The sequence below is a fragment of the Vitreoscilla sp. C1 genome (assembly GCF_002951955.2).
In the GTDB taxonomy this organism is placed as follows: Bacteria; Pseudomonadota; Gammaproteobacteria; order Burkholderiales; family Neisseriaceae; genus Vitreoscilla; species Vitreoscilla stercoraria.
In genome coordinates this window covers 742826-766052 of sequence record NZ_CP019644.2, presented here as the reverse complement: position 1 = coordinate 766052, position 23227 = coordinate 742826, and the positions used below count along the sequence as shown (strand labels likewise).

General features: G+C 43.6%; 22 protein-coding genes and 2 rRNA genes. 12 read left to right on the top strand and 12 right to left on the bottom strand.

Annotation, left to right across the window (positions count from 1 at the left end):
- Positions 1-4: 4 nt before the first annotated feature.
- From dnaX to rpsF, 6 genes are all read right to left on the bottom strand, one after another.
- On the bottom strand, positions 5-1894 hold the full coding sequence (gene dnaX, locus ADP71_RS03705) for a DNA polymerase III subunit gamma/tau (protein ID WP_171460896.1): 1890 nt from the start codon (positions 1892-1894) through the stop codon (positions 5-7).
- Between the two features lie 3 nt (positions 1895-1897).
- Positions 1898-2971 carry a lytic murein transglycosylase B gene (mltB, locus tag ADP71_RS03700; RefSeq protein ID WP_019958368.1) on the bottom strand — a complete coding sequence of 358 codons (1074 nt, stop codon included), beginning with the start codon at positions 2969-2971 and terminating at the stop codon, positions 1898-1900.
- Positions 2972-3080: 109 nt separating this feature from the next.
- Entirely contained in the window at positions 3081-3533 is a 453-nt protein-coding gene (gene rplI / locus ADP71_RS03695; RefSeq protein WP_019958367.1) for a 50S ribosomal protein L9, read from the bottom strand.
- A 20-nt stretch (positions 3534-3553) separates the two neighbouring features.
- Positions 3554-3784: a 30S ribosomal protein S18 gene (rpsR, locus tag ADP71_RS03690; protein WP_019958366.1), complete on the bottom strand. Its 231-nt coding sequence runs from the start codon at positions 3782-3784 to the stop codon at positions 3554-3556.
- Positions 3785-3789: 5 nt separating this feature from the next.
- Positions 3790-4086, bottom strand: a complete 297-nt coding sequence (priB, locus tag ADP71_RS03685) for a primosomal replication protein N (RefSeq protein WP_019958365.1) — start codon at positions 4084-4086, stop codon at positions 3790-3792.
- Entirely contained in the window at positions 4087-4464 is a 378-nt protein-coding gene (rpsF, locus tag ADP71_RS03680; protein WP_104931528.1) for a 30S ribosomal protein S6, read from the bottom strand.
- Positions 4465-4801: 337 nt separating this feature from the next.
- Here rpsF and ADP71_RS03675 point away from each other — a divergent pair, with 337 nt between their 5' ends.
- From ADP71_RS03675 to ADP71_RS03635, 9 genes are all read left to right on the top strand, one after another.
- Entirely contained in the window at positions 4802-6307 is a 1506-nt protein-coding gene (locus ADP71_RS03675; RefSeq protein WP_019958363.1) for a mechanosensitive ion channel family protein, read from the top strand.
- A complete protein-coding gene (nudB, locus tag ADP71_RS03670; RefSeq protein ID WP_019958362.1) occupies positions 6308-6778 on the top strand; it encodes a dihydroneopterin triphosphate diphosphatase in 471 nt (156 codons plus the stop codon).
- A 130-nt stretch (positions 6779-6908) separates the two neighbouring features.
- Positions 6909-7670, top strand: coding sequence for an endonuclease/exonuclease/phosphatase family protein (locus tag ADP71_RS03665; RefSeq protein ID WP_019958361.1), 762 nt, complete (start codon positions 6909-6911; stop codon positions 7668-7670).
- Positions 7671-7917: 247 nt separating this feature from the next.
- The gene (locus tag ADP71_RS03660) at positions 7918-8655 is read left to right on the top strand and encodes a methionine ABC transporter ATP-binding protein (protein ID WP_019958360.1); all 738 of its coding nucleotides are present in this window, start codon (positions 7918-7920) and stop codon (positions 8653-8655) included.
- Between the two features lie 2 nt (positions 8656-8657).
- Positions 8658-9329, top strand: a complete 672-nt coding sequence (locus ADP71_RS03655; protein ID WP_019958359.1) for a methionine ABC transporter permease — start codon at positions 8658-8660, stop codon at positions 9327-9329.
- Positions 9330-9353: 24 nt separating this feature from the next.
- Positions 9354-10292, top strand: coding sequence for a MetQ/NlpA family ABC transporter substrate-binding protein (locus tag ADP71_RS03650; RefSeq protein WP_019958358.1), 939 nt, complete (start codon positions 9354-9356; stop codon positions 10290-10292).
- A gap of 152 nt (positions 10293-10444) precedes the next feature.
- Positions 10445-10873 carry an NfeD family protein gene (locus ADP71_RS03645; RefSeq protein WP_104931527.1) on the top strand — a complete coding sequence of 143 codons (429 nt, stop codon included), beginning with the start codon at positions 10445-10447 and terminating at the stop codon, positions 10871-10873.
- Between the two features lie 68 nt (positions 10874-10941).
- The gene (locus ADP71_RS03640; protein ID WP_019958356.1) at positions 10942-11910 is read left to right on the top strand and encodes an SPFH domain-containing protein; all 969 of its coding nucleotides are present in this window, start codon (positions 10942-10944) and stop codon (positions 11908-11910) included.
- Between the two features lie 438 nt (positions 11911-12348).
- Positions 12349-12735, top strand: coding sequence for a hypothetical protein (locus ADP71_RS03635; protein WP_019958354.1), 387 nt, complete (start codon positions 12349-12351; stop codon positions 12733-12735).
- Positions 12736-12775: 40 nt separating this feature from the next.
- On the opposite strand, the gene rarD is transcribed toward ADP71_RS03635, so the two are convergent.
- Positions 12776-13723 (bottom strand): EamA family transporter RarD, encoded by a 948-nt coding sequence (rarD, locus tag ADP71_RS03630; RefSeq protein ID WP_019958353.1) that lies wholly within the window; start codon positions 13721-13723, stop codon positions 12776-12778.
- 323 nt (positions 13724-14046) lie between these two features.
- On the opposite strand from rarD, the gene ADP71_RS03625 reads away from it, so the two are divergent.
- Positions 14047-14256 (top strand): hypothetical protein, encoded by a 210-nt coding sequence (locus ADP71_RS03625; protein ID WP_158667099.1) that lies wholly within the window; start codon positions 14047-14049, stop codon positions 14254-14256.
- Positions 14257-14315: 59 nt separating this feature from the next.
- Here the strand turns inward: ADP71_RS03625 and recG are convergent, their stop codons facing one another.
- Complete coding sequence (gene recG, locus ADP71_RS03620) at positions 14316-16355, bottom strand: ATP-dependent DNA helicase RecG (RefSeq protein ID WP_171460895.1); 2040 nt, start codon at positions 16353-16355, stop codon at positions 14316-14318.
- On the opposite strand from recG, the gene ADP71_RS03615 reads away from it, so the two are divergent.
- Together ADP71_RS03615 and prmB are read left to right on the top strand one after the other, a co-directional pair.
- Positions 16354-16554 carry a hypothetical protein gene (locus ADP71_RS03615; protein ID WP_019958350.1) on the top strand — a complete coding sequence of 67 codons (201 nt, stop codon included), beginning with the start codon at positions 16354-16356 and terminating at the stop codon, positions 16552-16554. The two genes, recG and ADP71_RS03615, sit on opposite strands and share 2 nt — an antisense overlap.
- Positions 16555-16742: 188 nt before the next feature.
- Positions 16743-17648, top strand: a complete 906-nt coding sequence (gene prmB, locus ADP71_RS03610; RefSeq protein WP_425316044.1) for a 50S ribosomal protein L3 N(5)-glutamine methyltransferase — start codon at positions 16743-16745, stop codon at positions 17646-17648.
- Between the two features lie 53 nt (positions 17649-17701).
- On the opposite strand, the gene ADP71_RS03605 is transcribed toward prmB, so the two are convergent.
- From ADP71_RS03605 to ADP71_RS03590, 4 genes are all read right to left on the bottom strand, one after another.
- A complete protein-coding gene (locus ADP71_RS03605; RefSeq protein ID WP_019958348.1) occupies positions 17702-18253 on the bottom strand; it encodes a DUF4822 domain-containing protein in 552 nt (183 codons plus the stop codon).
- Positions 18254-18354: 101 nt separating this feature from the next.
- Positions 18355-19644 carry a branched-chain amino acid transport system II carrier protein gene (gene brnQ, locus ADP71_RS03600; protein ID WP_171460894.1) on the bottom strand — a complete coding sequence of 430 codons (1290 nt, stop codon included), beginning with the start codon at positions 19642-19644 and terminating at the stop codon, positions 18355-18357.
- 127 nt (positions 19645-19771) lie between these two features.
- Positions 19772-19885: ribosomal RNA gene (gene rrf / locus ADP71_RS03595) — 5S ribosomal RNA — on the bottom strand.
- A 144-nt stretch (positions 19886-20029) separates the two neighbouring features.
- Positions 20030-22920, bottom strand: a 23S ribosomal RNA gene (locus tag ADP71_RS03590).
- Positions 22921-23227: the final 307 nt, after the last annotated feature.

Here is a 23227-nt window from a genome sequence, read left to right as displayed (position 1 = left end):
TCTGTTAATGAGATGACGATTTCAAATGAACGCTCTCAGGCAACCAATTGCCCTCAAACAAAGTACTTAATTGTTGTGCTGTCGCATCTTGTGCCAAAATCGCCAAACCCTGTGCAATAGCTTCTTGTTCTTGCCGCAATGCCATGGCATGCGGCGTTTCCGCTGTGTCTTGCCAATCTTGCAACACCACATGAATCGCACGCCCACAATAAGCGCTCAATACCTCCGCCAATTTGGCAATATAAGGACGCTCTTCTATCAATTTACCACCTTGGGCAATTTGCAATTGCAATTGGGCACTGCTGTCATCAAAGCCAATAAAAGCGGCATGTTGTGCCAACATACGCGCAACACTTAATTGCGGAGCGATATGTTGAACGATATGGGGCCAATTGTCTGCATTTAAAGCCAATACAGGTGTAGTGGCCACAACTTCAACCATTTCTACTGTTTCAGACTTTTTTACAGGACGCTCATCCTCCCAAGGCGGTGTATCAGCTGCCTGCACAGACTCTATTTGCGTCTCATGCCACGACATGTCTTCCCACGGTCTGTCCTCATGGCTATCGCTCAACATGCTGTTGACTTCATCCATATCAGGCTCTAAAGCGGCCTGTAAAGATGTTGGCATCGTTGCAGTTTCTGGGCTAGGCGCTTTTGCCTCAACCACAGATACCGCATGGACATGAGTTGCAGGTGTCGCAAACGCTACAGGCTCAACTTCCGCTACCACCTCAGGCACAGCAGCTTCAATCTGAACGGCGGTCTGATTAGGCACAACCACTTGTTGCGTGGTTTTAACATCATTCATGCCCAACGGACGCAGCGCCAACATGCGCAACATCGTCATCATCACGCCTGCTTGTTCGTCTGGCGCCAAAGGCAAATCTTTTTTACCATGAATGGTGCATTGGTAAAACAATTGTACTTGCTCAGGACTCATTTGCTGCGCCAAATATTGCAACGCCACAGCGTCCTGTAACTCATTCACACTGCTAGGCAACAATTGCACCATCGCCACTTGCTGTAACACCAAGGCCATTTCTTGCAATACTTGTGCAAAACCCGCACCTTCGCTCAAAATCGCTTGCACTTGCTGCATCAAAGCTTGCGCATTGCCCTGAGCCAATACTTCTAATAACGCATAAACAAATTGGCGATCGACCGCTCCGAGCATTTGGCGAACCGTCGCCTCTTGTACTTGGCCACTGCCCAAGGCAATGGCTTGGTCTAATAAACTCAAAGCATCACGCATAGAACCATTGGCAGCGCGCGACAACAAATTCAAAGCATCGCCTTGATAGGCAATATGTTCGTGCTCTAAAACATATTGCAAATGGCTCAACACTTGTTGCGGCGTCATATTGCGCAGCACAAATTGCAAGCAGCGGCTCAATACCGTTACGGGTACTTTTTGCGGATCGGTAGTCGCTAAAATGAATTTAACATGCTCAGGCGGCTCTTCCAAAGTCTTCAACATCGCATTGAAAGCCGACTTAGACAACATGTGTACTTCGTCGATGATGTAAACTTTGTAACGCCCCATACTTGGCGCATATTGGGCGTTTTCTAAGACTTCACGGATGTTATCAATACCCGTATTCGATGCCGCATCAATTTCCACCACATCCACATGGCGGCCTGTATCGATTTGCACGCATTGCCCACATTCGCCACAAGGCTCACCTTGATTGGGATGTTCACAATTCAGACTTTTTGCCAAAATACGAGCGATAGTGGTCTTGCCCACACCGCGCGTACCCGTGAGCAAATAAGCATGATGCAAACGACCTTGCGCCAAAGCATTGCGCAAAGCCCCGACCACATGCTCTTGACCCACCAAATCGGCAAATTTTTTCGGACGCCACTTACGGGCTAAAACTTGATAAGCCACCGATTAACGACTCCGAGCCACAGTTTCAGCAATTTCTTTCACTGCTGAAACATACAAACGGCTGTGGTTATACTGCCAAATGGTATAAAAATTGTTCAAACCCAAATAATAATCGTATTGACCCGGTGCCACTTCCAAACGGTATAAAAACGCTTTTTCATTATCAGACACAGAAGCGTCCTGAACAGACATGCCCAAACGCTTAAAATCACCAACAGTGTGAGTTAACTGAGTGTTTTCATCCAATTTGGCTTGCAAGGCTTCGGTCATTTGGAAAGTTACGGGTACAGAAATCTTACCACCCGTTTTCCAACCATGTTGTTTCATGTAATTAGCGACAGATGCCATCACATCTTGCTGGTTATTCCAAATATCACGCTGACCATCATGATCGGCATCGATTGCCCATTTTCGGAAACTAGACGGCATAAATTGCGGCACACCCATTGCGCCTGCATAACTGCCTTTAAAGGTGAACATATCGCGGCGCTCTTCATGCGCCATCAATAAAAATTCATCCAACTCTTTGCGGAAAAATTCTGCACGACGTGGATAATTAAACGCCAACGTCACCAAGGCATCAGCTGTGCGGAACGAGCCCATATTGCTGGCATAGTTGGTTTCAATACCGACAATCGCCACCAATATTTCAGGCGCTACACCATATACACGGCTGGCCTGCGTGACTGCATATTCGTTGGCATTCCAATATTTGACGCCGCCAGAAATGCGATTGCCAGCGACATTGTTTTTACGAAACTCATACCATGGGCGCGAAGTACCTGGCTTGTCCATAATACTGATAATATTGGGTTTGTTTTCCACATTGGCGAAAAATGCTTCCATTTCCTCGCGTGAAAACTGACCTGATGCGACTTTGCGGTCAATATAACGCTGTACATCAGGACGGCTTAAAAATGAAGTGCCTGCGGGATACGTCACCGTTGAAAAAATTTCAGGCTGTTGGTTTATTTGAGGGGCTGGTTTGACAGTTGAACCACTTTGCGTGGTTTCGACTGCTCTTGGCGCACAAGCAGCCAAGGCCAACAAAGAGACTAAAATTGCAATTTTTTTCATCGGATTAACCTTCAGACATTCTTGTCAGACAGTGTACCAAAATCTGCCCGCCAAACAAACAACAAGGCTGCCTGAATCATCAGGCAGCCTTGAATTCACAACAATAAAATTACGCAGCCAAAGGCGCTACGATGATTTTTACAGTTGCAACAGCATCATGGTGCAAAGCCACTTCAACTTCGTACTCACCAACCGCTTTTAATGGGCCGTTTGGCAAACGTACAGTTGAACGAGCCACTTCAACACCAGCAGCAGTAATCGCTTCAGCGATGTCAGCATTGGTTACTGAACCGAACAAACGGCCATCAACACCTGCTTTTTGCTCAACGGTGAATTCTTTACCGTCGATTTGAGCTTGAGCAGTTTGAGCAGCAGCCAAGATTTCAGCTTGTTTTGCTTCCAATTCAGCGCGACGAGCTTCAAATTCAGCCAAGTTAGCTGCATTAGCACGACGAGCTTTACCAGTAGGAATCAAAAAGTTACGAGCATAACCGTTTTTAACAGTTACTACATCGCCCAAACCACCTAAGTTACCAACTTTTTCAAGAAGAATAATTTGCATGTTTAAATTCCTTTTTATTCTTATTTATGTTGATCAGTGTAAGCCAACAAAGCCAAGAAACGAGCACGTTTCACAGCAGTTGACAACTGACGTTGGTAGTTAGCTTTAGTACCAGTGATACGAGCTGGAATGATTTTGCCATTTTCAGCAACAAAATCTTTCAAGATATCTACTGCTTTGTAATCTACTTCTTTGATGCCTTCAGCCGAGAAACGGCAGAATTTTTTACGTTTGAATGTATTACGAGCCATTGTCGTTAACCTTTTTTCATTTCAATATGTTGTATGTGCAAAACCAATTGGTTGTTTTTCAAACTGCGTTTGGCCAAGAAACCTTGAACTTCAACAACTTGACCAACTGAATTTTGCCATTTCAATGCCATGTCGCCGGTGATTTTGGCATCTATTTCACAAGTCACTTGTCTTAAGATGTCCATTTCTTGCTGCTGGGATTGATGCGTTAACTTCATCATCAAAATCGGTATACCCGCAGGGGTATATCGAATATCAGCAGCCTCACCCACTTCGGCACTGAGCGTCAGCTGATTGAACACTTACGCTTCAGAAGACTCAGATTCAGTTTTAGCTGAAGTGTCCAACAAATTCTTCGCTTTTTCTTCTTTCATCATTGGAGATGCTTCAGTCACAGCGTGTTTGGTTTTGATGGTCAAATGACGCAATACAGCATCGTTGAAACGGAAAGCAGTTTCGATTTCTTCTACAACAGCTGGAGTCGCTTCGATGTTCATCAAAACGTAGTGAGCTTTGTGGATTTTGTCGATTGGGTAAGCCAATTGACGACGACCCCAGTCTTCCAAACGGTGAATGACGCCAGAGGCTTCAGTCACCATGTTTTTGTAACGCTCAACCATCGCAGGTACTTGTTCGCTTTGATCTGGATGAACGATAAACACGATTTCGTAATGACGCATGTTAACTCCTTGTGGCTATTTAATCCCGCTTCCATGCGTTTCAGCAGCGGGCAAGGTTAGTAAAGCCGAAAATTATAGCGCCCCTTCTCAATTAACACAAGACTTGAACACATAAAATTGACCTATTCGCCCTATTTGATACCCAATTTGTCTCGAACTTTGTCCAAACCTGATTATCAAAGCGTCCTGTAAGCCTGTGTTAATTGGCTAGCTCCTCAAACAGAACCTGGTTAAACACTGCTAAAATGATGTATGTTTCATTTCCCAACAGCGATGGCTTTGCCCTCTCCTAGTTGGTTTTGACCCAGTTTTACCGTATCTCAAAGGCATTCTACACATGGCTGAACCCAATACCCCTCCTACTTTACAAGAAAATATTGAAAATATTCCGGAACAACTCGGTGAAATCACCCGACAAATCAGCGAATGGGGTATTTTTGATTTATTCACCTCTTCTATCGCCAGAAGAGATTGGACCAGTCAATTGATTGAGCGCAGCTTGAGTTCCACTCACGGCTGGATTGAATTTCTGTGTGCAGCTGCTTTGATGTTTCTAGGTTATTTTTTAATCGACCGCGCACAAAAAAAACACCTTAACGATGCCAATGTAGGGCAAGCAGGTCCCGTTAAAATCAGTTTTTTCCGACATTTGGCCAATCGACTTGCATGGCCGTTATTGTTAGGCATGACCGCCTCCATCGTTCTCAAAGTCGGTGAATATTTTAACCATCAATTATTGTGGTTTGGTCTTATCATCATCGCGGCAGCTTGGATGGGGATGATTCGTCTGATTGCGGCGATATTGCACTTTACCTTACCCTTAAAATTTTTTGGTCCACGCTACGAAACCATTTTTTCATCCACCGTTTGGGTATTGTTCCTGATGTGGATTACAGGCATCACCGAAGTGGCCATCAATTGGACGCAAAGCATCAAACTCAGCGTGGGCGAAAACAGCTTGAGTTTATTTAATATATTCAATGGTCTTTTATGGCTCGCCATCATCATGGTTTTGGCGATGTGGTTGGCCAAAATATTGGAAAACCGCTTGATGGGCTTCACGCGTATGGACATGAGTTTGCGCATTGCATTGTCCAATATTGCCAAAGCCTTTTTAATTGTGTTGTCGTTTTTAATTGCCCTGCCTTTGGTCGGCATTGATTTAACCATTTTGTCCGTATTTGGTGGTGCGTTGGGTGTAGGCTTGGGCTTTGGTTTACAAAAAGTCGCTAGTAATTATGTATCTGGTTTTATTGTTTTATTTGACCGTTCGGTGCGTGTGGGCGATCGTATCAATGTCAACAACTTCACAGGCTATGTCACACGCATCACCACCCGCTATACTGTTGTGAAAAATTCCGATGGTGCGGAAGCCTTGGTGCCTAATGAGAATTTCATCGCCAGCATGGTGATTAACGAATCTTTCAGTGGCAAATCTTTGTGGCGCTCGATTCCGATTCAAGTCACTTACGACACCAATGTGGTCGAAGCTTTGAATATTTTAAAACATGCTGTCGAAAAACAAGAGCGTGTCGAAGGTGAGGCATCGGCCACTGTGGTGAATTTTGGAGAAAACGGCATTAATTTAAATGTCGGCTTTTGGGTAAAAGACCCTGAAAATGGTTTTGGCGCATTAAATTCCAATATTTTATTGGATGTTTGGCAACAATTTCATGCCGCTAATATTCAATTTCCTTATCCTCAACGCGAAGTGCGCATTGTCAAAGACAATGAACATGAATTGGAATTGATGCAAAAAGTGTCTATTCCCACTTCTAAAGAAAGTGCCATTTCCAATGAGCCTGCCGCCATCCAACAAAAACCTGAGGCACCGAAAGAATAAATGAATCCCACCCCAAAACCCTTCAAGCGGCCTGTATCGGTATTGGTGGTCATCCACCATCAATACCAACAATTTTTATTATTGCAACGCAGCGACAATCCTTTATTTTGGCAATCGGTTACCGGCAGCTTGGAAACGGATGAAACCCCGCTGCAAACAGCAGTACGAGAATTGTGCGAAGAAACAGGTGTCTGTTTAAGTGCATCGGACATAGACGATTGGCATTTAAGCTATGATTATGATATTTACCCTGAATATTGGTATCGTTATGCACCCAATGTCCGCACCAATACCGAACATGTTTTTTCAGTCAATATCGCTCCAAACGCCACCATCACCATTGCCCCACGCGAACACAGCGCCTACCAATGGGTCGATGCCGACACAGCTTTAAGCATGGCTTATTCGCCTTCTAACCAACAAGCCATTGCCGCATTAATCCAACAAGGCAAAAATAAGGTGTCACAATAATCCAAAGCGTCCTGTAAAATGTTTACAGGACGCTTTCATATCAAACCAACGTGATGATGCCAATCAATGCCATGTTTTATATTTTCAGCGCGAACGCACAGCAGTATTTACCATTCTCAATAGGCAAGCTATGAGCGATACTTTCACCGTCACCACTTACAACATACACAAAGGCATGTCGCCTTTGAACCGTTATGCCAAAGTCAATGGTATTGCAGCGGCCTTAAAGCAATTGAATCCAGATATTTTATTGTTGCAAGAAGTACAAGGGCAACATTTGCAACGCACTTTACAATTCAATGATTTTCCCGATCAATCGCAACATGAATTTTTTGGTGAATTTTTATCGCTCAACAGCAGTTATGGCAAAAATGCCATCCACCCCAATCGCCATCATGGCAATGCTGTTTTAAGCCGCTTTCCTCTAGACCCCAAACACAATGTCAATATCAGCGTTAACCGCCTCGAACACCGTGGCGTTTTGCATTGTGAAATTTATCCGCCCAATTGGAGCAAACCGCTGGTGGTTTTGTGTGCACATTTGAATTTATTGGAACACGACCGCATCAAGCAATACCAAGCCATTGCCGATTATGTTTTAAATACCATAGACCCATCTTGGCCATTGATTTTAGGCGGGGATTTCAATGATTGGAAATTCAAATCCGACCACCTCATTGCCCACCATTTGGGTTTAACCGAAGCCTATGTCAGCCATTGTGGTCATTTGGCTAAAACCTTCCCTGCCAAACTGCCTGTTTTGAGTTTAGACCGTTTGTATGTGCGCCATTTAGAAGTAGTCAAAGCCGTGGTGCATGATGGAGAACCTTGGAGTGGTTTGTCTGATCACCTTCCTATCAGCGCTGTATTAAAACCCAAATTTGCAGATTAAAACGCTATTTTTTGCTGATATGCTTAAAGAATATCATTAAAGATATAACCATTGATTGTATCCCTTAGAACAAATTGGTAATTGACGAAGACACCTTAACCATTGTTTAATATCGGTCTAATTTTTTAAAACGCCGATTTGAATTCAGCTTGCGGGCGTTAAAACTGCTAAAGCGACTGAATTTGTGTCGCAAATTCAATTGCTTTAGCCCGTTGCTTACCCAACGGGCTATATTTTTGGAGTCAACATGATAGTTCTAGACCAAGTTAGCAAACGGTTTCAACGCCGTGATAAATCTTGGTTCGATGCTGTGCATCCTTTGTCATTAACCATTGAACAAGGCGAAATTTTTGGCCTGATGGGTTATTCTGGTGCAGGTAAATCCACCTTATTGCGCCTCATCAACTTGCTTGAGCGTCCTGATAATGGTCGTGTGCTCATTGATGAACACGACTTAACCGCTTTAAGTGCTTCAGGCCTACGCCAAGCCCGTCAAAATATTGGCATGGTGTTTCAACAATTCAATTTATTGTCCAATCGCAGCATTGCCGACAACATCGCGTTTCCTCTGGAAATAGCTGGTTGGAGCAAAGCTGACATCGATGTACGCGTGCAAGAATGTTTGAATATTGTCGGCTTGTCTGAACACTCAGACAAATACCCATCGCAATTATCAGGTGGTCAAAAACAACGTGTGGGCATTGCCCGCGCTTTGGCACCTCGTCCGCACGTCATTTTGGCAGACGAACCCACTTCTGCTTTAGACCCGATTACCACACGCAGCGTATTGGAGTGTCTACAAGACATCAACCAACGCTTTAACGTTACCATCGTTATCGTGACTCATGAAATGAGCGTGATTCGCCGTATTTGTAACCGTGTTGCCTTATTGGACAATGGTCATTTGGTGGAAGTGGTGAATGTGGAAAACAACCAATTGTATCCACAATCGCCTGTGGGTCAAGAATTGGTACGGGAGGATTGATTATGGGTTCAGGTTGGGACAGCGTGTGGGCTTTGCGAGAAGAATTCATCAAAGCCATGACAGAAACGGCCATTATGGTCAGCATCGCCTCTAGTATTGGCATTATTTTAGGTGGTGCTTTGGGTGTGTGGTTGTATTTAACAGGTGACAGACAATTATTTCAAAATCGCCTTTTAAATGAAAGCTTAAACTGGATCATCAGTTTTATGCGTGCTTTCCCATTTGTGATTTTGATGATTGCGTTGATGCCAGTGACTCGTGCCATTGTCGGCACTTCGTTTGGTCCTTTTGCCGCCTCCGTGGCCTTAAGTCTTGCCGCCATTTTCTATTTTGCGCGACTGGTAGAACAAAATTTGAATGAAGTACCGCGCGGTGTGATTGAAGCGGCAGAAGCAATGGGCACACCACCACGCCAAATCGTAACCAAAGTGTTGCTGAATGAAGCCCGCTCAGGTTTGGTTTTAAGCGTCACCATTTTAATCATTGCCGTATTGGGCGAAAGCGCTGCATCGGGTTTGATTGGTGGTGGTGGTATTGGTGACTTGGGCATACGCTATGGCCACCAACGTTACATGCCAGAAGTGATGTATGCAGTATTGATTTTATTGACATTCTTGGTAGTGGTGATTCAAACCGCTGGCAACAGTTTATCTAAAGCATTGAACAAACGTTAAAACGTGACTTAGGAGAAATAAAAGATGTTGAGCTTGAAAACAACTTGGACTGTAAGCGCTGCTTTAATCACTTTGGCTTTGGCCGCTTGTGGTGGTGAAAAAGCCGCTCCAGCTGCACCTGCTGCCGCTTCTGGCGCAGCCAGCTCTGTGAGCGTGGATACTGAGAAAAAAGACATCAAAATTGGTACGACCGTAGGCGACTTTGGTGATATGGTGAAAGAGTCCATCAAACCGATTTTGGAAAAAGAAGGCTATACAGTCACTTTAACCGAATTCACTGACTACGTGACTCCTAACCAAGCTTTGGCTGAAGGTGCGGTAGACGTCAATGTGTTCCAACACAAACCTTATTTTGACAGTTTCATTGCAGAACACAAATTGGATTTGGTTACAGGTTTCCAAGTGCCAACCGCACCTTTAGGTTTGTATCCAGGCAAAGTGGCTTCTTTGAACGATGTCAAAGAAGGTTCGACTGTTTCCGTGCCTAACGACCCATCTAATTTTGCGCGCGCATTGGTGATGTTGAACGAGTTGGGCTGGATTAAATTGAAAGACAATGTTGATCCTTTAAAAGCTTCTAAAGCTGATATCGCTGAAAACATCAAAAAAATCAATTTGGTAGAAATGGAAGCGGCCAACTTGCCACGCTCACGCCAAGACGTTGATTTTGCAATTGTCAATGGTAACTATGCCATGTCTAGCGGCATGAAATTGACCGAAGCTTTGTACCAAGAGCCAAGCTATGCTTATGTCAACTGGGGTGCATTCCGTACCGCAGATAAAGACAGCAAATGGGCACAAGATGTTGTGAATGCTTATAAATCTGAAGAGTTCAAAAAATACGCTTTGGTCAAATTTGCAGGTTATAAATATCCAGTGGAATGGAATATTGCCAACAATGGCGCTTCAGGCAGCGGCCCTGCTGCGCCAGTAGCAGCATCAACAGCTTCTGCAGCACAATAAAAACCATATGGTCTAACAAGCGTCCTGTAACTATTTACAGGACGCTTGTTTATGCAAAAAAAATATTAAGATATTGAGAAAATCAACGCATATCGCTCATTTTATGCGACAATCTACTCAAATAAAGTCACTTCCATCACAAAGGAGAAATCATGTATTGGCTCATCGCAGCAGTGGTCTTGATTGTGTTAGAAGTCATGATAGGAACATTTTATCTCTTGGTTGTCGCTGCCGCTTTGGCCAGTGTAGGATTGACCGAATGGCTGTTTGGCACACCATTGAGCGTTAATTTAAGTTTGTTTGCCGTTTTGTGTTTGCTAGGCATTCCTTTGGCACGCCGCTTTCAAAAAAACCGCTCTCAACGCACCAAAGCCGTTAACTTACCTTTGGACATCGGTCAAACTGTCATCATAGAAAAACATTTGCATCACCAAATTTATCAAGTCAAATACCGAGGTACCACTTGGCAAGCACAATTAAATGAAGGCGAGGCGGAAGCCAATCAAACAGCTTATATTTATACTCGCCAAGGCAATCTGTTATACATTCAACTCATCGAACCTGTTCATCAAACACCATGATAAAGTCTGTATACCAATATCATCCAATCACCCTCTATCCCTCTTCTACATCATAAGGAGTGTTGCACATGGATTTCTCTATTTTTCTATTGATTATTGCGGCTGTCGTGGTTTTTTTAGGTCTCAAAAGTTTCAAAGTCGTGCAACAACAAGAAGCATTTGTGGTCGAGCGTTGGGGACAATTTCATACCGTTTTAGAACCTGGTCTGCGCTTTTTAATACCAGTCATGGACAAATTGGCGTATCGCCATTCTTTGAAAGAAATTCCATTAGATGTGCCTAGCCAAGTGTGTATCACACGTGACAACACCCAATTAACGGTAGATGGCGTCCTGTATTTTCAAGTGACCGATCCTGAATTGGCATCTTATGGCAGCAGCAACTACATTTTAGCCATTACCCAATTGGCACAAACCACGCTGCGCTCTGTGATTGGTCGTATGGAATTGGACAAAACTTTTGAAGAGCGTGATGACATTAATCGTATTGTGGTGGCAGCTTTAGATGAAGCTGCTGTGTCTTGGGGCGTGAAAGTCTTGCGTTACGAAATCAAAGATTTGGTGCCACCGCAAGAAATTTTGCGCTCGATGCAGCAGCAAATTACTGCCGAACGTGAAAAACGTGCACGCATTGCCGAATCTGAAGGTCGTAAAATCGAACAAATCAACTTGGCAGACGGTCAACGTCAAGCTGAAATCAAAAAATCAGAAGGCGATGCCCAAGCTTCAGTCAATGAATCTAACGGCGACAAAGTCGCCCAAATTAACCGAGCAGAAGGTGAAGCACACGCATTGTTATTGGTCGCTGAAGCCACAGCCAAATCCATCAATTTGATTGCCGAAGCAGTACGTCAACCCGGTGGTATGGAGGCGGTGAATTTGAAAGTTGCAGAACAATATGTGGAACAATTTGGTAAATTAGCTCAAGAATCCACCACATTGATCATGCCGTCTAACGTGGCGGATATTGGCTCTTTGGTCAGTGCGGGCATGCACATTGTGCAAGGACAAAAAACGACTTCATCTATTCAATCATAAGCATTTTAACCACTGGCACGCCTTATGGCGTGCTATACTTATTTACATGATATCTAATTTATCTCGTGTCCAATCGTTGCGGCTATTTGGACTTTTGTCTTTACTGATTTATATAGCTTGCTTGTCCACACGCCAATTACACTTATTGACTTCTCTCAATATCATTACTTGCGTCGTTCTCAATGCATTGATTTGGTTTATCATTCCAATATCACTGTTAAATTTTATCCCAATCAGCCGCTTATTGTTTTTAGATTGTGCTTATATCGGTGCTTTCATCGCGCTGGATGTCTCTTTACAAGAACCATATATTTTAATCATTGCAGCCATGCTGGCAAGCAGCATTTACTTGTTGAGCAACCACTACTTGGTCGGTTTGGGTGGGCGTTTGGGTACGCAAGCTTTTATGACTTGTTGTCTATTAATCGGATTACACTCATGCTTATACCTTATTTAAGCATCGCTTTATTGGGATTTTTGGCCAATTTGGGCTGTTACTATGCCATTCACCGCCACCAAATCGTGCCCGTTGCAGCATCAGCGGGTGCCACATTAAGTGCTATTGCTATCGCATCTTTATTACCTAACTCATGGCAATTACTCGATACCACTTGGCAAGCATTCTGGTTAGGCAGTAGTTTTTGTGGCATGAATAATAACAAATGGGTCAATATGCGCAGCGTGAACATCATCTGGCTCATTTATACCATTTTATTTGCTTTGTCTTACCATTATTTGCCTTTGCCTGGTGGCTATTTAGGCACAATGGCTTTAGTCTCTTCAGGTATCTGGATTTTACCTTTTGCAGCTGCCATCAAAAAATAATGGCAGCTTTCAGACCGCCATTATTTTCTGTATTCGATAATCAATTAGAACCCACAACGACTGAATCATCATCTTCTTCATCGGTTTTCAATGTTTCTGTGCCAGTAGATTTGCGCATTTGCAAATAACTGTCCCACATCATCAAAGACAAACCCAACCAAATCATGCCATAAGTCATCATCGCATCGATTGTCAATGGTGCACCCATAAATAAGATGGCCAATACAAATAGCAAAATAGGCTCACCATAAGTCAGCATGCTGAACAAAGTGATGGGCAATGCACGCATGGCATACAACAAGCCAAACATTGCCAAAGCACTGATAATGCCCAAGCTGACAATCAAAGGAATAAATTTCCATTGTGCCGCCAACAAAGTAAAGCTATCCGAATATACCAGCAAATACACCATGGCCACTGGTGCAATCAACACCAAATCCAACCACAAACCCACCAATGCAGGCACTGCCAAATGCCGACGAATACCATAATAAAAAGGATAAGACAAACAACACAACATCGCGACCCAAGACAAAGATTGTGCCACCCACAACTCATGTCCTACGCCCATCGCAGCAAATGTAATCGCCCATTTTTGCCAAGTGTTTAATTTCTCACCAAACACCATCAAAGCCATCAAAATAGTCGTCAATGGTAACAAAAAATAACCTAAGGCTACATCAATACCGTAGCCGTTGACAGGTCCCCACATAAATATCCAAAAATTCACAGCCACCACTGCGGTTGACAGTAAAAACAACAACCACTGCACTGGTTTTTCATTCATGCGTACAATAAACGCCTTAGCTTCTGGCCAAGCTTTCAGCATAAACATCAATGCTGTTAATGCCACTAACATCGACACCATACGCCACGCAAAAACATCGGTTCCAAGCATAGGTTGCATGAATGAACCATATAAATAAATCACACCAAACAACACATTGGCCGTCAACACCGCCACCACACCGCGACGCGAAATCACCATGAATTCAAAACCTTTATTTCAAGCAAAGATTTCGATTATATCCGAGTCGAGCCTACAATATTCTGTCTCTTCCATACGAAACAAAATTATTGATCAATGTGTGGTTTATGCATCAATGATTGCCACTTAAACAGTAGTTTATCCTTTGTTAAATCAATATCAAAATATTCACTCTAAATCTTAAAAATCATTTATCATTTATCACAAATGAATTTATACATCTTGATTCAAATCAAAAAACCATTATAAAAAAATTTGGCATGGCTTTTGCTCTATACAAACAAAAGAATCACTCAATACCAAAGCTCTTAGAGGATAATGTCATGAACCACTTACAATTAACTCAAGGTAAACAAGCTGAACTCAGCTTACAAGAGATTATTTATAAACAAATCAAACGCTTAAATGAAGGTAATAAAAAATATTGCTTAGAACTGATTATGTTACTAGAAGCGGATGAGCGCATCATATTTTTAAATGCATTTATGGTCGCTATGAATCACTTAGGTCACAATAATATTGCTGCTGCATAAAAACACATCTTTATTTTAATTATTTTTTTATATCAGATATATGAATAAAATTAATTTTACTAAACACCCAAAAATGCCTCACGGCTGGCCAGCCAACGATTTAAATGGGTTTCAACCACTTTTTGATCATGCATAATTAAATACTGTGCAACATCTCTCGCTTGCTCTAATAACTCCAAATCATCTTCTAAATTAGCAAATCTTAGTAAAGGCACACCGCTTTGTTTGGCGCCTAAAAACTCACCAGGACCACGAATAGCCAAATCTTGTCTGGCAATTTCAAAGCCATCGGTATATTCATACATCACTTTCAAACGGGCTTTAGCCAAATCGCTCAAAGGCTCAGTAAACATCAGCACACAGACACTAGCAGCTTGTCCACGCCCAACACGCCCACGCAACTGATGCAATTGTGCCAAACCCATACGCTCAGCATGCTCTATCACCATCAAACTGGCGTTTGGCACATCGACTCCCACCTCAATGACAGTCGTAGCCACCAAAATCTGCATTTCATTGGCTTTGAAAACTTCCATTTGTGCGGCTTTGTCTGCTGCTTTCATTCGACCATGCAATAAACCCACGGCATATTCAGAAAAAGCGGCCTGTAACTGCACATGCGTGTCTACCGCAGTTTGCAACTGTAAAGTTTCACTTTCCTCAATCAAAGGACATACCCAATATACTTGATGCCCTTGCTTAATCGTATGGCGAACAAAAGCTTCAATTTCTGCACGCCGCCCTGAATTAATCAATTTGGTTTTGATGGGTGTTCGGTTCGGTGGCAATTCATCAATAATAGACACATCCAAATCTGCAAAAAAACTCATGGCTAAAGTTCTTGGTATCGGTGTGGCAGACATCATTAATTGATGCACATCTTGACCTTTGCTTTTCAAGGCCAAACGCTGCCCTACACCAAAACGGTGTTGCTCATCGACAATCACCAAACCCAATTGCGCAAAAACCACATCGTCCTGAAACAAAGCATGCGTTCCCACCACCACGCGCAAACAACCATCAACCAAACTTGTTTTGATTTGGTCTTTGGCCTTTTTACGCGTACTGCCCGCCAACCAACCCACTTCAATACCCATAGGCTCTAGCCATTGCTTGAATTTTTGAAAATGTTGCTCCGCCAAAATTTCAGTCGGAGCCATAATCGCGACCTGTGCCCCAGCTTCCAATGCATGTAACGCGGCTAATGCCGCCACAACCGTTTTACCGCTACCCACATCGCCCTGCAACAAACGGAGCATAGGATAGGTTTGCTGCAAATCTTGCCCAATTTCTTGCACCACACGTTGCTGTGCCGCAGTCAACGCAAACGGCAATGCCTCTAACAAAATGGGTGTATAACGCCCATTACCAATTAAAGGTGTGGCAGAACCTTGGCAACGCTGCTGATAAGCCAGCTTCATCGACAATTGTTGTGCTAATAATTCGTCAAATTTTAAACGTTGCCATGCAGGCAAATGACCATTGTGCAATTGTGCACTGTTCATGCTGGATGGAGGTTGATGTAATAAACGCAAACTGGCAGCCACATCAGGTAAATTCAAACGATGCAATAAGGCTTTAGGTAAGGTGTCAGACAAGTCTACTTTTTCCAAAGCCGTTTGTATAAAGCGACGCAAAGTCGGCTGTGTCAAGCCACTGACTGTTGGATAAACAGGCGTTAAAGTATCGGATAAAACAGCCCCCTCTGCCGCACGAATTTTAGGATGAATCATTTCATCGCCATAAAATCCGTGTTTGATTTCACCCAATGCACGAATGCGTTGTCCTTTGGCCATTTGCTGCTGCTGACTGGGATAGAAGTTAAGAAAGCGCAAAAACAAAGTCGCCCCCATACCGTCCTGAATGTGTACCAACAATTGCTTACGAGGACGAAATTGAACTTCTTGCTGTAAAACAATCCCTTCTACTTGCACCGACTCACCGATTTTAGCGTGAGCAATCGCTGTAATTTTGGTTTCATCTTCATAACGCAAAGGTAGGTGCAAGATGGCATCCCATGCATTATGGATGTGCAATTTGGCCAGCTTTTGCTGCCATTTGTCGGTAACACCCAAATCTGTCAATGTCGGAATTGGCATGGATACCACTTTTCAAATCAAAAAAGACATTCAGATTATAATAGAGCCTAAGCCATCAGCGTTAGCATTTACGCATGACACGCGCTCTGAAAAGCATCAAAATCAAATTTTAATAAATAAAAAGCGCTCTAATTGCTTAGAGCGCTTTTTTCCCTTATTTTCACAAAACCCATTGCTTTGGCAACATGATAGATTGTGATGATATTCAAATTTTATGCCCTTAGTATACCTAATTTTCATGTCATTAACATTGAGATAACACAAAAATTACCATAATTATGGAACCTAAAAGGTATTGCATTTATTTAAATAAGATGATAACAATCTCAGATAGAGTCTCAGCTTGTCATCAGCTATAATACGAACTTCTAAAAATTAACCAAGTTGATGAATATGTACTCTTCTGCTGCTGAGCACTTACACACAGTACGAGATGTGTTTCGTTTTTTAATCAGCCGCTTCAATGCTGCTGATTTATTCTATGGCCATGGCAATGACAATGCTTTTGATGAGGCAGCTTACTTGGTTTTACACAGTTTGAATTTGCCGATGGATACTTTGGACACCTTCTATGATGCCAAATTGTTACCTGAAGAAAAGCAAGCCATTTTAGATTTGGCGCAAGAACGCATCGATACACGCAAGCCTTTGGCTTATTTGACCAATGAAGCATTCCAAGGCGAGTTTGATTTTTATGTCGACGAACGTGTTCTGATACCTCGTTCATTCATATATGAATTATTAGGTGAGCCGTTAGCACATTGGATTGAATTCCCTGAATTGGTACACAATGCTTTGGACTTGTGTACTGGCAGTGGCTGTTTGGCCATTCAAATGGCACATCACTACCCTGCTGCACAAGTCGATGCGGTCGATTTAAGCTTAGATGCCTTAGAAGTGGCGGCAATTAATATCGAACGTTATGGCTTAGAAGATCGCGTGCAATTGATACACACTGATTTATTTGAAGGCATCGACAAAACATATGATTTGATTATTTCAAATCCACCTTATGTGGATGCTGAAAGCGTTGAAGCTTTGCCTGAAGAATATTTACATGAGCCAGAAATGGCTTTGGGCTCTGGCGAAGACGGCTTGGATGCCACACGCCAAATATTATTACAGGCCGCTAAATACCTGAATCCTCATGGGGTATTATTGGTAGAAATGGGACACAATCGCGAAGTCTTAGAAGCCGCTTACCCTGAATTGCCATTCATGTGGATGGAAACCAGTGGCGGCGATGGTTTTGTCTTCTTATTGACCCGTGAGCAATTATTAGGTCAAGAATAGGCGCATTACAAAGCGTCCTGTAAACTTCTTACAGGACGCTTTTACATAGGTATTTAATTAGCGCTAGATGAAAAACTGTTCGGATTAACCGAAGATTGTCTGGTCAAAATACGGGTCTCTGCAATACTTGCAGGCGCCATTTTTACATCCACATATTGCCGAGGTTTATTAGCATCAGGATAAGTACGATAACTGAACTCGACATCATTGAGTGTTAACAATTCAGACTGAATGCGAAAACCTGGACGACCTTCTGTGCCCAGTCCGACTAAGGTCAAAATCTTACCATCATCGGAAATCGACCAATTGCCTTCATACGTCAAAGACGTATCCATCGTCACCATACGAAACGTACCATTATTATAAAAACGAGTCACACCTGCCAAACGAGCAACAGCCTCTTCTTTGCCACTGTACATACGGCCGTCCACATTGGTCAAACTGCGAGTCACCCAAGTCCCTGTTTTCAGTACCCAACGCTCATAAGGATTCAAATCTGCTTGAGTCACATTGGTTTCAATCGCCTTGGTTTGTACATTGCTACAAGCACCCAGCGCTAACATACAACTTAAACCTAAAATATAAGCTTTAGCCCATTTGTTCATTTTTGTACTCCTGTTTATGGTCATCAGTCGCGCCTTTAACAATAAAAAAGCGTCCTGTAAGAAACCAGAACGCTTTAAAAGTTCACAATCAAGCCAAATGCTTACTTCTTCATCAGTTTACTCAATGATTGCGCTAATACAAAGACCACCACCACAGGCAATAACCAAGCCAGTGAAGCAGAAGCCATAGGCCAAGATGCCACCACATTTGGTGCAAATTGACTCACCAAACTCACCACTACCGCTGTAGCAACCGTGACTTGATACACACAGCGACTAGAATTCAATACTGGATGCAACAATAACAATACAATCACTGTCATACCGATTGGATATAAAATCAACAATACGGGAATGGACAAACTGATGACTTGTGCCAAACCTTGGTTCGCCAACACAAAACTGATGATGGTAAAAATCCACACATAAGCTTTATAAGAGACCGCAGGAAACTGAGTATGGAAGTAATCAGCAACAGCAATGACTAAGCCAATTGCCGTTGTCAAACAAGCCAACAATACGATAACGGCAACCAAAATAGGACCAAAAACACCAAATGTCGCTGAGGCAATATTCACCAATAAATATACACCTAAATGCGTACCATCAGCTTCAATTTGGGACATGGTTGCCGCATCAATTGGGTAATGATTGCCAGCCCAACCCAAAGCCAAATACACCGCAGCCAAAGCAACACCTGCAATGATGGCAGCCAATGAACAATAACGTACTACATCTTTTTTATCATGAATACCCACAGCCTTCACTGCAGACAAAGCAATCATGGCAAATGCAATCGCTGCAATTGCATCTAAGGTCAAGTAACCCTCTAAAAAGCCTACTCCCCAAGGTGATTGTTCAACAAATATAGGCGTAGAATCAGACACTGCCTGATCAAACTGGAAATATGCAGTGGCACACAATATTGCAATGGTGATTAATAAAGCAGGTGTCAACCATTTGCCAATAATATCGACCATTTTCGAGCGATTCAAACTCAATGCCAAAACCACTGCAAAAAAACCTAAGGCAAACAAAAACAAACCCAATGGTGATGAACCAAAGCTTGGAACCAAACCAATTTCATACGAAGTAGTGGCTGTACGAGGAATGGCAAACAATGGGCCGATGGTCAAATAAATGGCAACCATAAACACCACAGAAAACCACGGATGAACACGTTCAGATAGGGTTTCAGCAATACTTTTACCTGATAAAGAGCCTGCAATCAAACCTAATAAAGGCAGACCTACCCCTGTAATTAAAAAACCAATCAATGCAGGCCAAAAATATGGACCACTTTCATAACCCAATTTTAAAGGGAAAATTAAATTACCCGCACCAAAAAACAGTGCGAATAAAGTAAAGCCTATAGGTAATATTTTCTTCATGGTGCACAATCAGTTATTTAAAAAAACTCTTCAATATCTTCAATATATATTTTATTTATTATGAATATTTGAAAAAATAAATAGAATAAAGCCCTGATGCGTTTGCATCAGGGCTTTAGAATGGGGCGTTTGACGATGACCTACTTTCACATGGGTAATCCACACTATCATCGGCGCTAAGTCGTTTCACGGTCCTGTTCGGGATGGGAAGGCGTGGGACCAACTCGCTATGGTCGTCAAACATAAACTTTAAAATCAGAAAGCCGTCTGTATTACAGAGCTTTGAAATAGGGCTGTATTATACTGTCTATTTCAATCTTAATCAACTGGGTAATAATTGTATGCTTTATGTAGTAAGCATTATCATTGAAGTTCTTCAAATGATAGAGTCAAGCCTCACGAGCAATTAGTATGGGTTAGCTTCAAGCGTTACCGCTCTTCCACACCCCACCTATCAACGTCCTGGTCTCGAACGACTCTTTAGTGTGGTTAAACCACAAGGGAAATCTCATCTTCAGGCGAGTTTCACGCTTAGATGCTTTCAGCGTTTATCTCTTCCGAACTTAGCTACCCGGCTATGCCACTGGCGTGACAACCGGTACACCAGAGGTTCGTCCACTCCGGTCCTCTCGTACTAGGAGCAGCCCCCGTCAAATTTCCAACGCCCACTGCAGATAGGGACCAAACTGTCTCACGACGTTTTAAACCCAGCTCACGTACCACTTTAAATGGCGAACAGCCATACCCTTGGGACCGACTACAGCCCCAGGATGTGATGAGCCGACATCGAGGTGCCAAACTCCGCCGTCGATATGAACTCTTGGGCGGAATCAGCCTGTTATCCCCGGAGTACCTTTTATCCGTTGAGCGATGGCCCTTCCATACAGAACCACCGGATCACTATGTCCTGCTTTCGCACCTGCTCGACTTGTTGGTCTCGCAGTTAAGCTACCTTTTGCCATTGCACTATCAGTCCGATTTCCGACCGGACCTAGGTAACCTTCGAACTCCTCCGTTACTCTTTGGGAGGAGACCGCCCCAGTCAAACTGCCTACCATGCACGGTCCCCGATCCGGATAACGGACCTGGGTTAGAACCTCAAAGTCACCAGGGTGGTATTTCAAGGACGGCTCCACACAGACTAGCGTCTGTGCTTCAAAGCCTCCCACCTATCCTACACAAGTGACTTCAAAGTCCAATGCAAAGCTACAGTAAAGGTTCACGGGGTCTTTCCGTCTAGCAGCGGGTAGATTGCATCTTCACAACCATTTCAACTTCGCTGAGTCTCGGGAGGAGACAGTGTGGCCATCGTTACGCCATTCGTGCGGGTCGGAACTTACCCGACAAGGAATTTCGCTACCTTAGGACCGTTATAGTTACGGCCGCCGTTTACTGGGGCTTCGATCCGATGCTTGCACATCTTCAATTAACCTTCCAGCACCGGGCAGGCGTCACACCCTATACGTCCACTTTCGTGTTAGCAGAGTGCTGTGTTTTTAATAAACAGTCGCAGCCACCGATTCTCTGCGGCCTGGCGTTGCTTACGGAGTAAATCCTTCACAATACCAGGCATACCTTCTCCCGAAGTTACGGTATCAATTTGCCGAGTTCCTTCTCCCGAGTTCTCTCAAGCGCCTTAGAATTTTCATCCCACCCACCTGTGTCGGTTTGCGGTACGGTTCGATTTAAGCTGAAGCTTAGTGGCTTTTCCTGGAAGCGTGGTATCGGTCACTTCGGTTCCGTAGAACCTCGTTATCACTTCTCGGTGTTGAATGAATTCCCGGATTTGCCTAAGAATTCCACCTACTGGCTTGAACAAACTATTCCAACAGTTTGCTGACCTAACCTTCTCCGTCCCCACATCGCACTTAAATCAAGTACAGGAATATTAACCTGTTTCCCATCGACTACGCATCTCTGCCTCGCCTTAGGGGCCGACTCACCCTACGCCGATGAACGTTGCGTAGGAAACCTTGGGTTTTCGGCGAGGGGGCTTTTCACCCCCTTTATCGCTACTCATGTCAACATTCGCACTTCTGATACCTCCAGCAGACTTCACAATCCACCTTCGCAGGCCTACAGAACGCTCCCCTACCACATGCACTAAGTGCACATCCGCAGCTTCGGTTATAGATTTGAGCCCCGTTACATCTTCCGCGCAAGACGACTCGACTAGTGAGCTATTACGCTTTCTTTAAATGGTGGCTGCTTCTAAGCCAACATCCTAGCTGTCTGGGCCTTCTCACTTCGTTTACCACTTAATCTATCATTTGGGACCTTAGCTGGCGGTCTGGGTTGTTTCCCTCTTGACACCGGACGTTAGCACCCGATGTCTGTCTCCCGAGGAATCACTTCATGGTATTCTTAGTTTGCCATGGGTTGGTAAGTTGCAATAACCCCCTAGCCATAACAGTGCTTTACCCCCATGAGTGTACCTCGAGGCACTACCTAAATAGTTTTCGGGGAGAACCAGCTATCTCCAAGTTTGTTTAGCCTTTCACCCCTATCCACAGCTCATCCCCTAATTTTGCAACATTAGTGGGTTCGGACCTCCATTACCTGTTACGGCAACTTCATCCTGGCCATGGATAGATCACTTGGTTTCGGGTCTACGCCCAGCAACTAATCGCCCTATTAAGACTCGATTTCTCTACGGCTCCCCTATTCGGTTAACCTTGCTACTGAACGTAAGTCGTTGACCCATTATACAAAAGGTACGCAGTCACGGAACAAGTCCGCTCCCACTGTTTGTATGCATCAGGTTTCAGGTTCTATTTCACTCCCCTTCCGGGGTTCTTTTCGCCTTTCCCTCACGGTACTGGTTCACTATCGGTCGATGATGAGTATTTAGCCTTGGAGGATGGTCCCCCCATATTCAGACAGGATTTCTCGTGTCCCGCCCTACTTGTCGTTAGCTTAGTACCGCAGTTGAGATTTCGAATACGCGACTATCACGCACTATGGTCATACTTTCCAGAATGTTCTTCTATCTCGACTACTATCACTAACAGGCTTTTCCGCGTTCGCTCGCCACTACTTGCGGAATCTCGGTTGATTTCTTTTCCTCCGGGTACTTAGATGGTTCAGTTCTCCGGGTTTGCTCCAGTGACCTATGTATTCAGTCAAAGGTACCTAATAAATTAGGTGGGTTTCCCCATTCGGACATCGCGGGATCAAAGCTTTATTGCCAGCTCCCCCACGCTTTTCGCAGGCTTACACGTCCTTCGTCGCCTATCATCGCCAAGGCATCCACCTGATGCACTTATTCACTTGACTCTATCATTTCAAGAACCTCTGACTTTGCAGAATTAGACAGTTGACGTGTCTTCCTTCTGCTTGATTCTCTTCATGTTAAAGCTTACTACTTGGTTGTTACAATCAACGCCTTTTGAATTCGTTGATTGCAGATACAATCATCACCCAAATTTACTGTGTTATTTAAGCGGCCTGTAAAGGCTGTCTAAACAACAACATTGTCTTTTGTTTGTTGATTTCGGCTTTCTAATTTTTTAAAGATCGATGCGTCGCTTTTGTGTGTTTCGCTTTGTACTGCTTGTCCGCTAACACGCTTCGCAAATCAAAG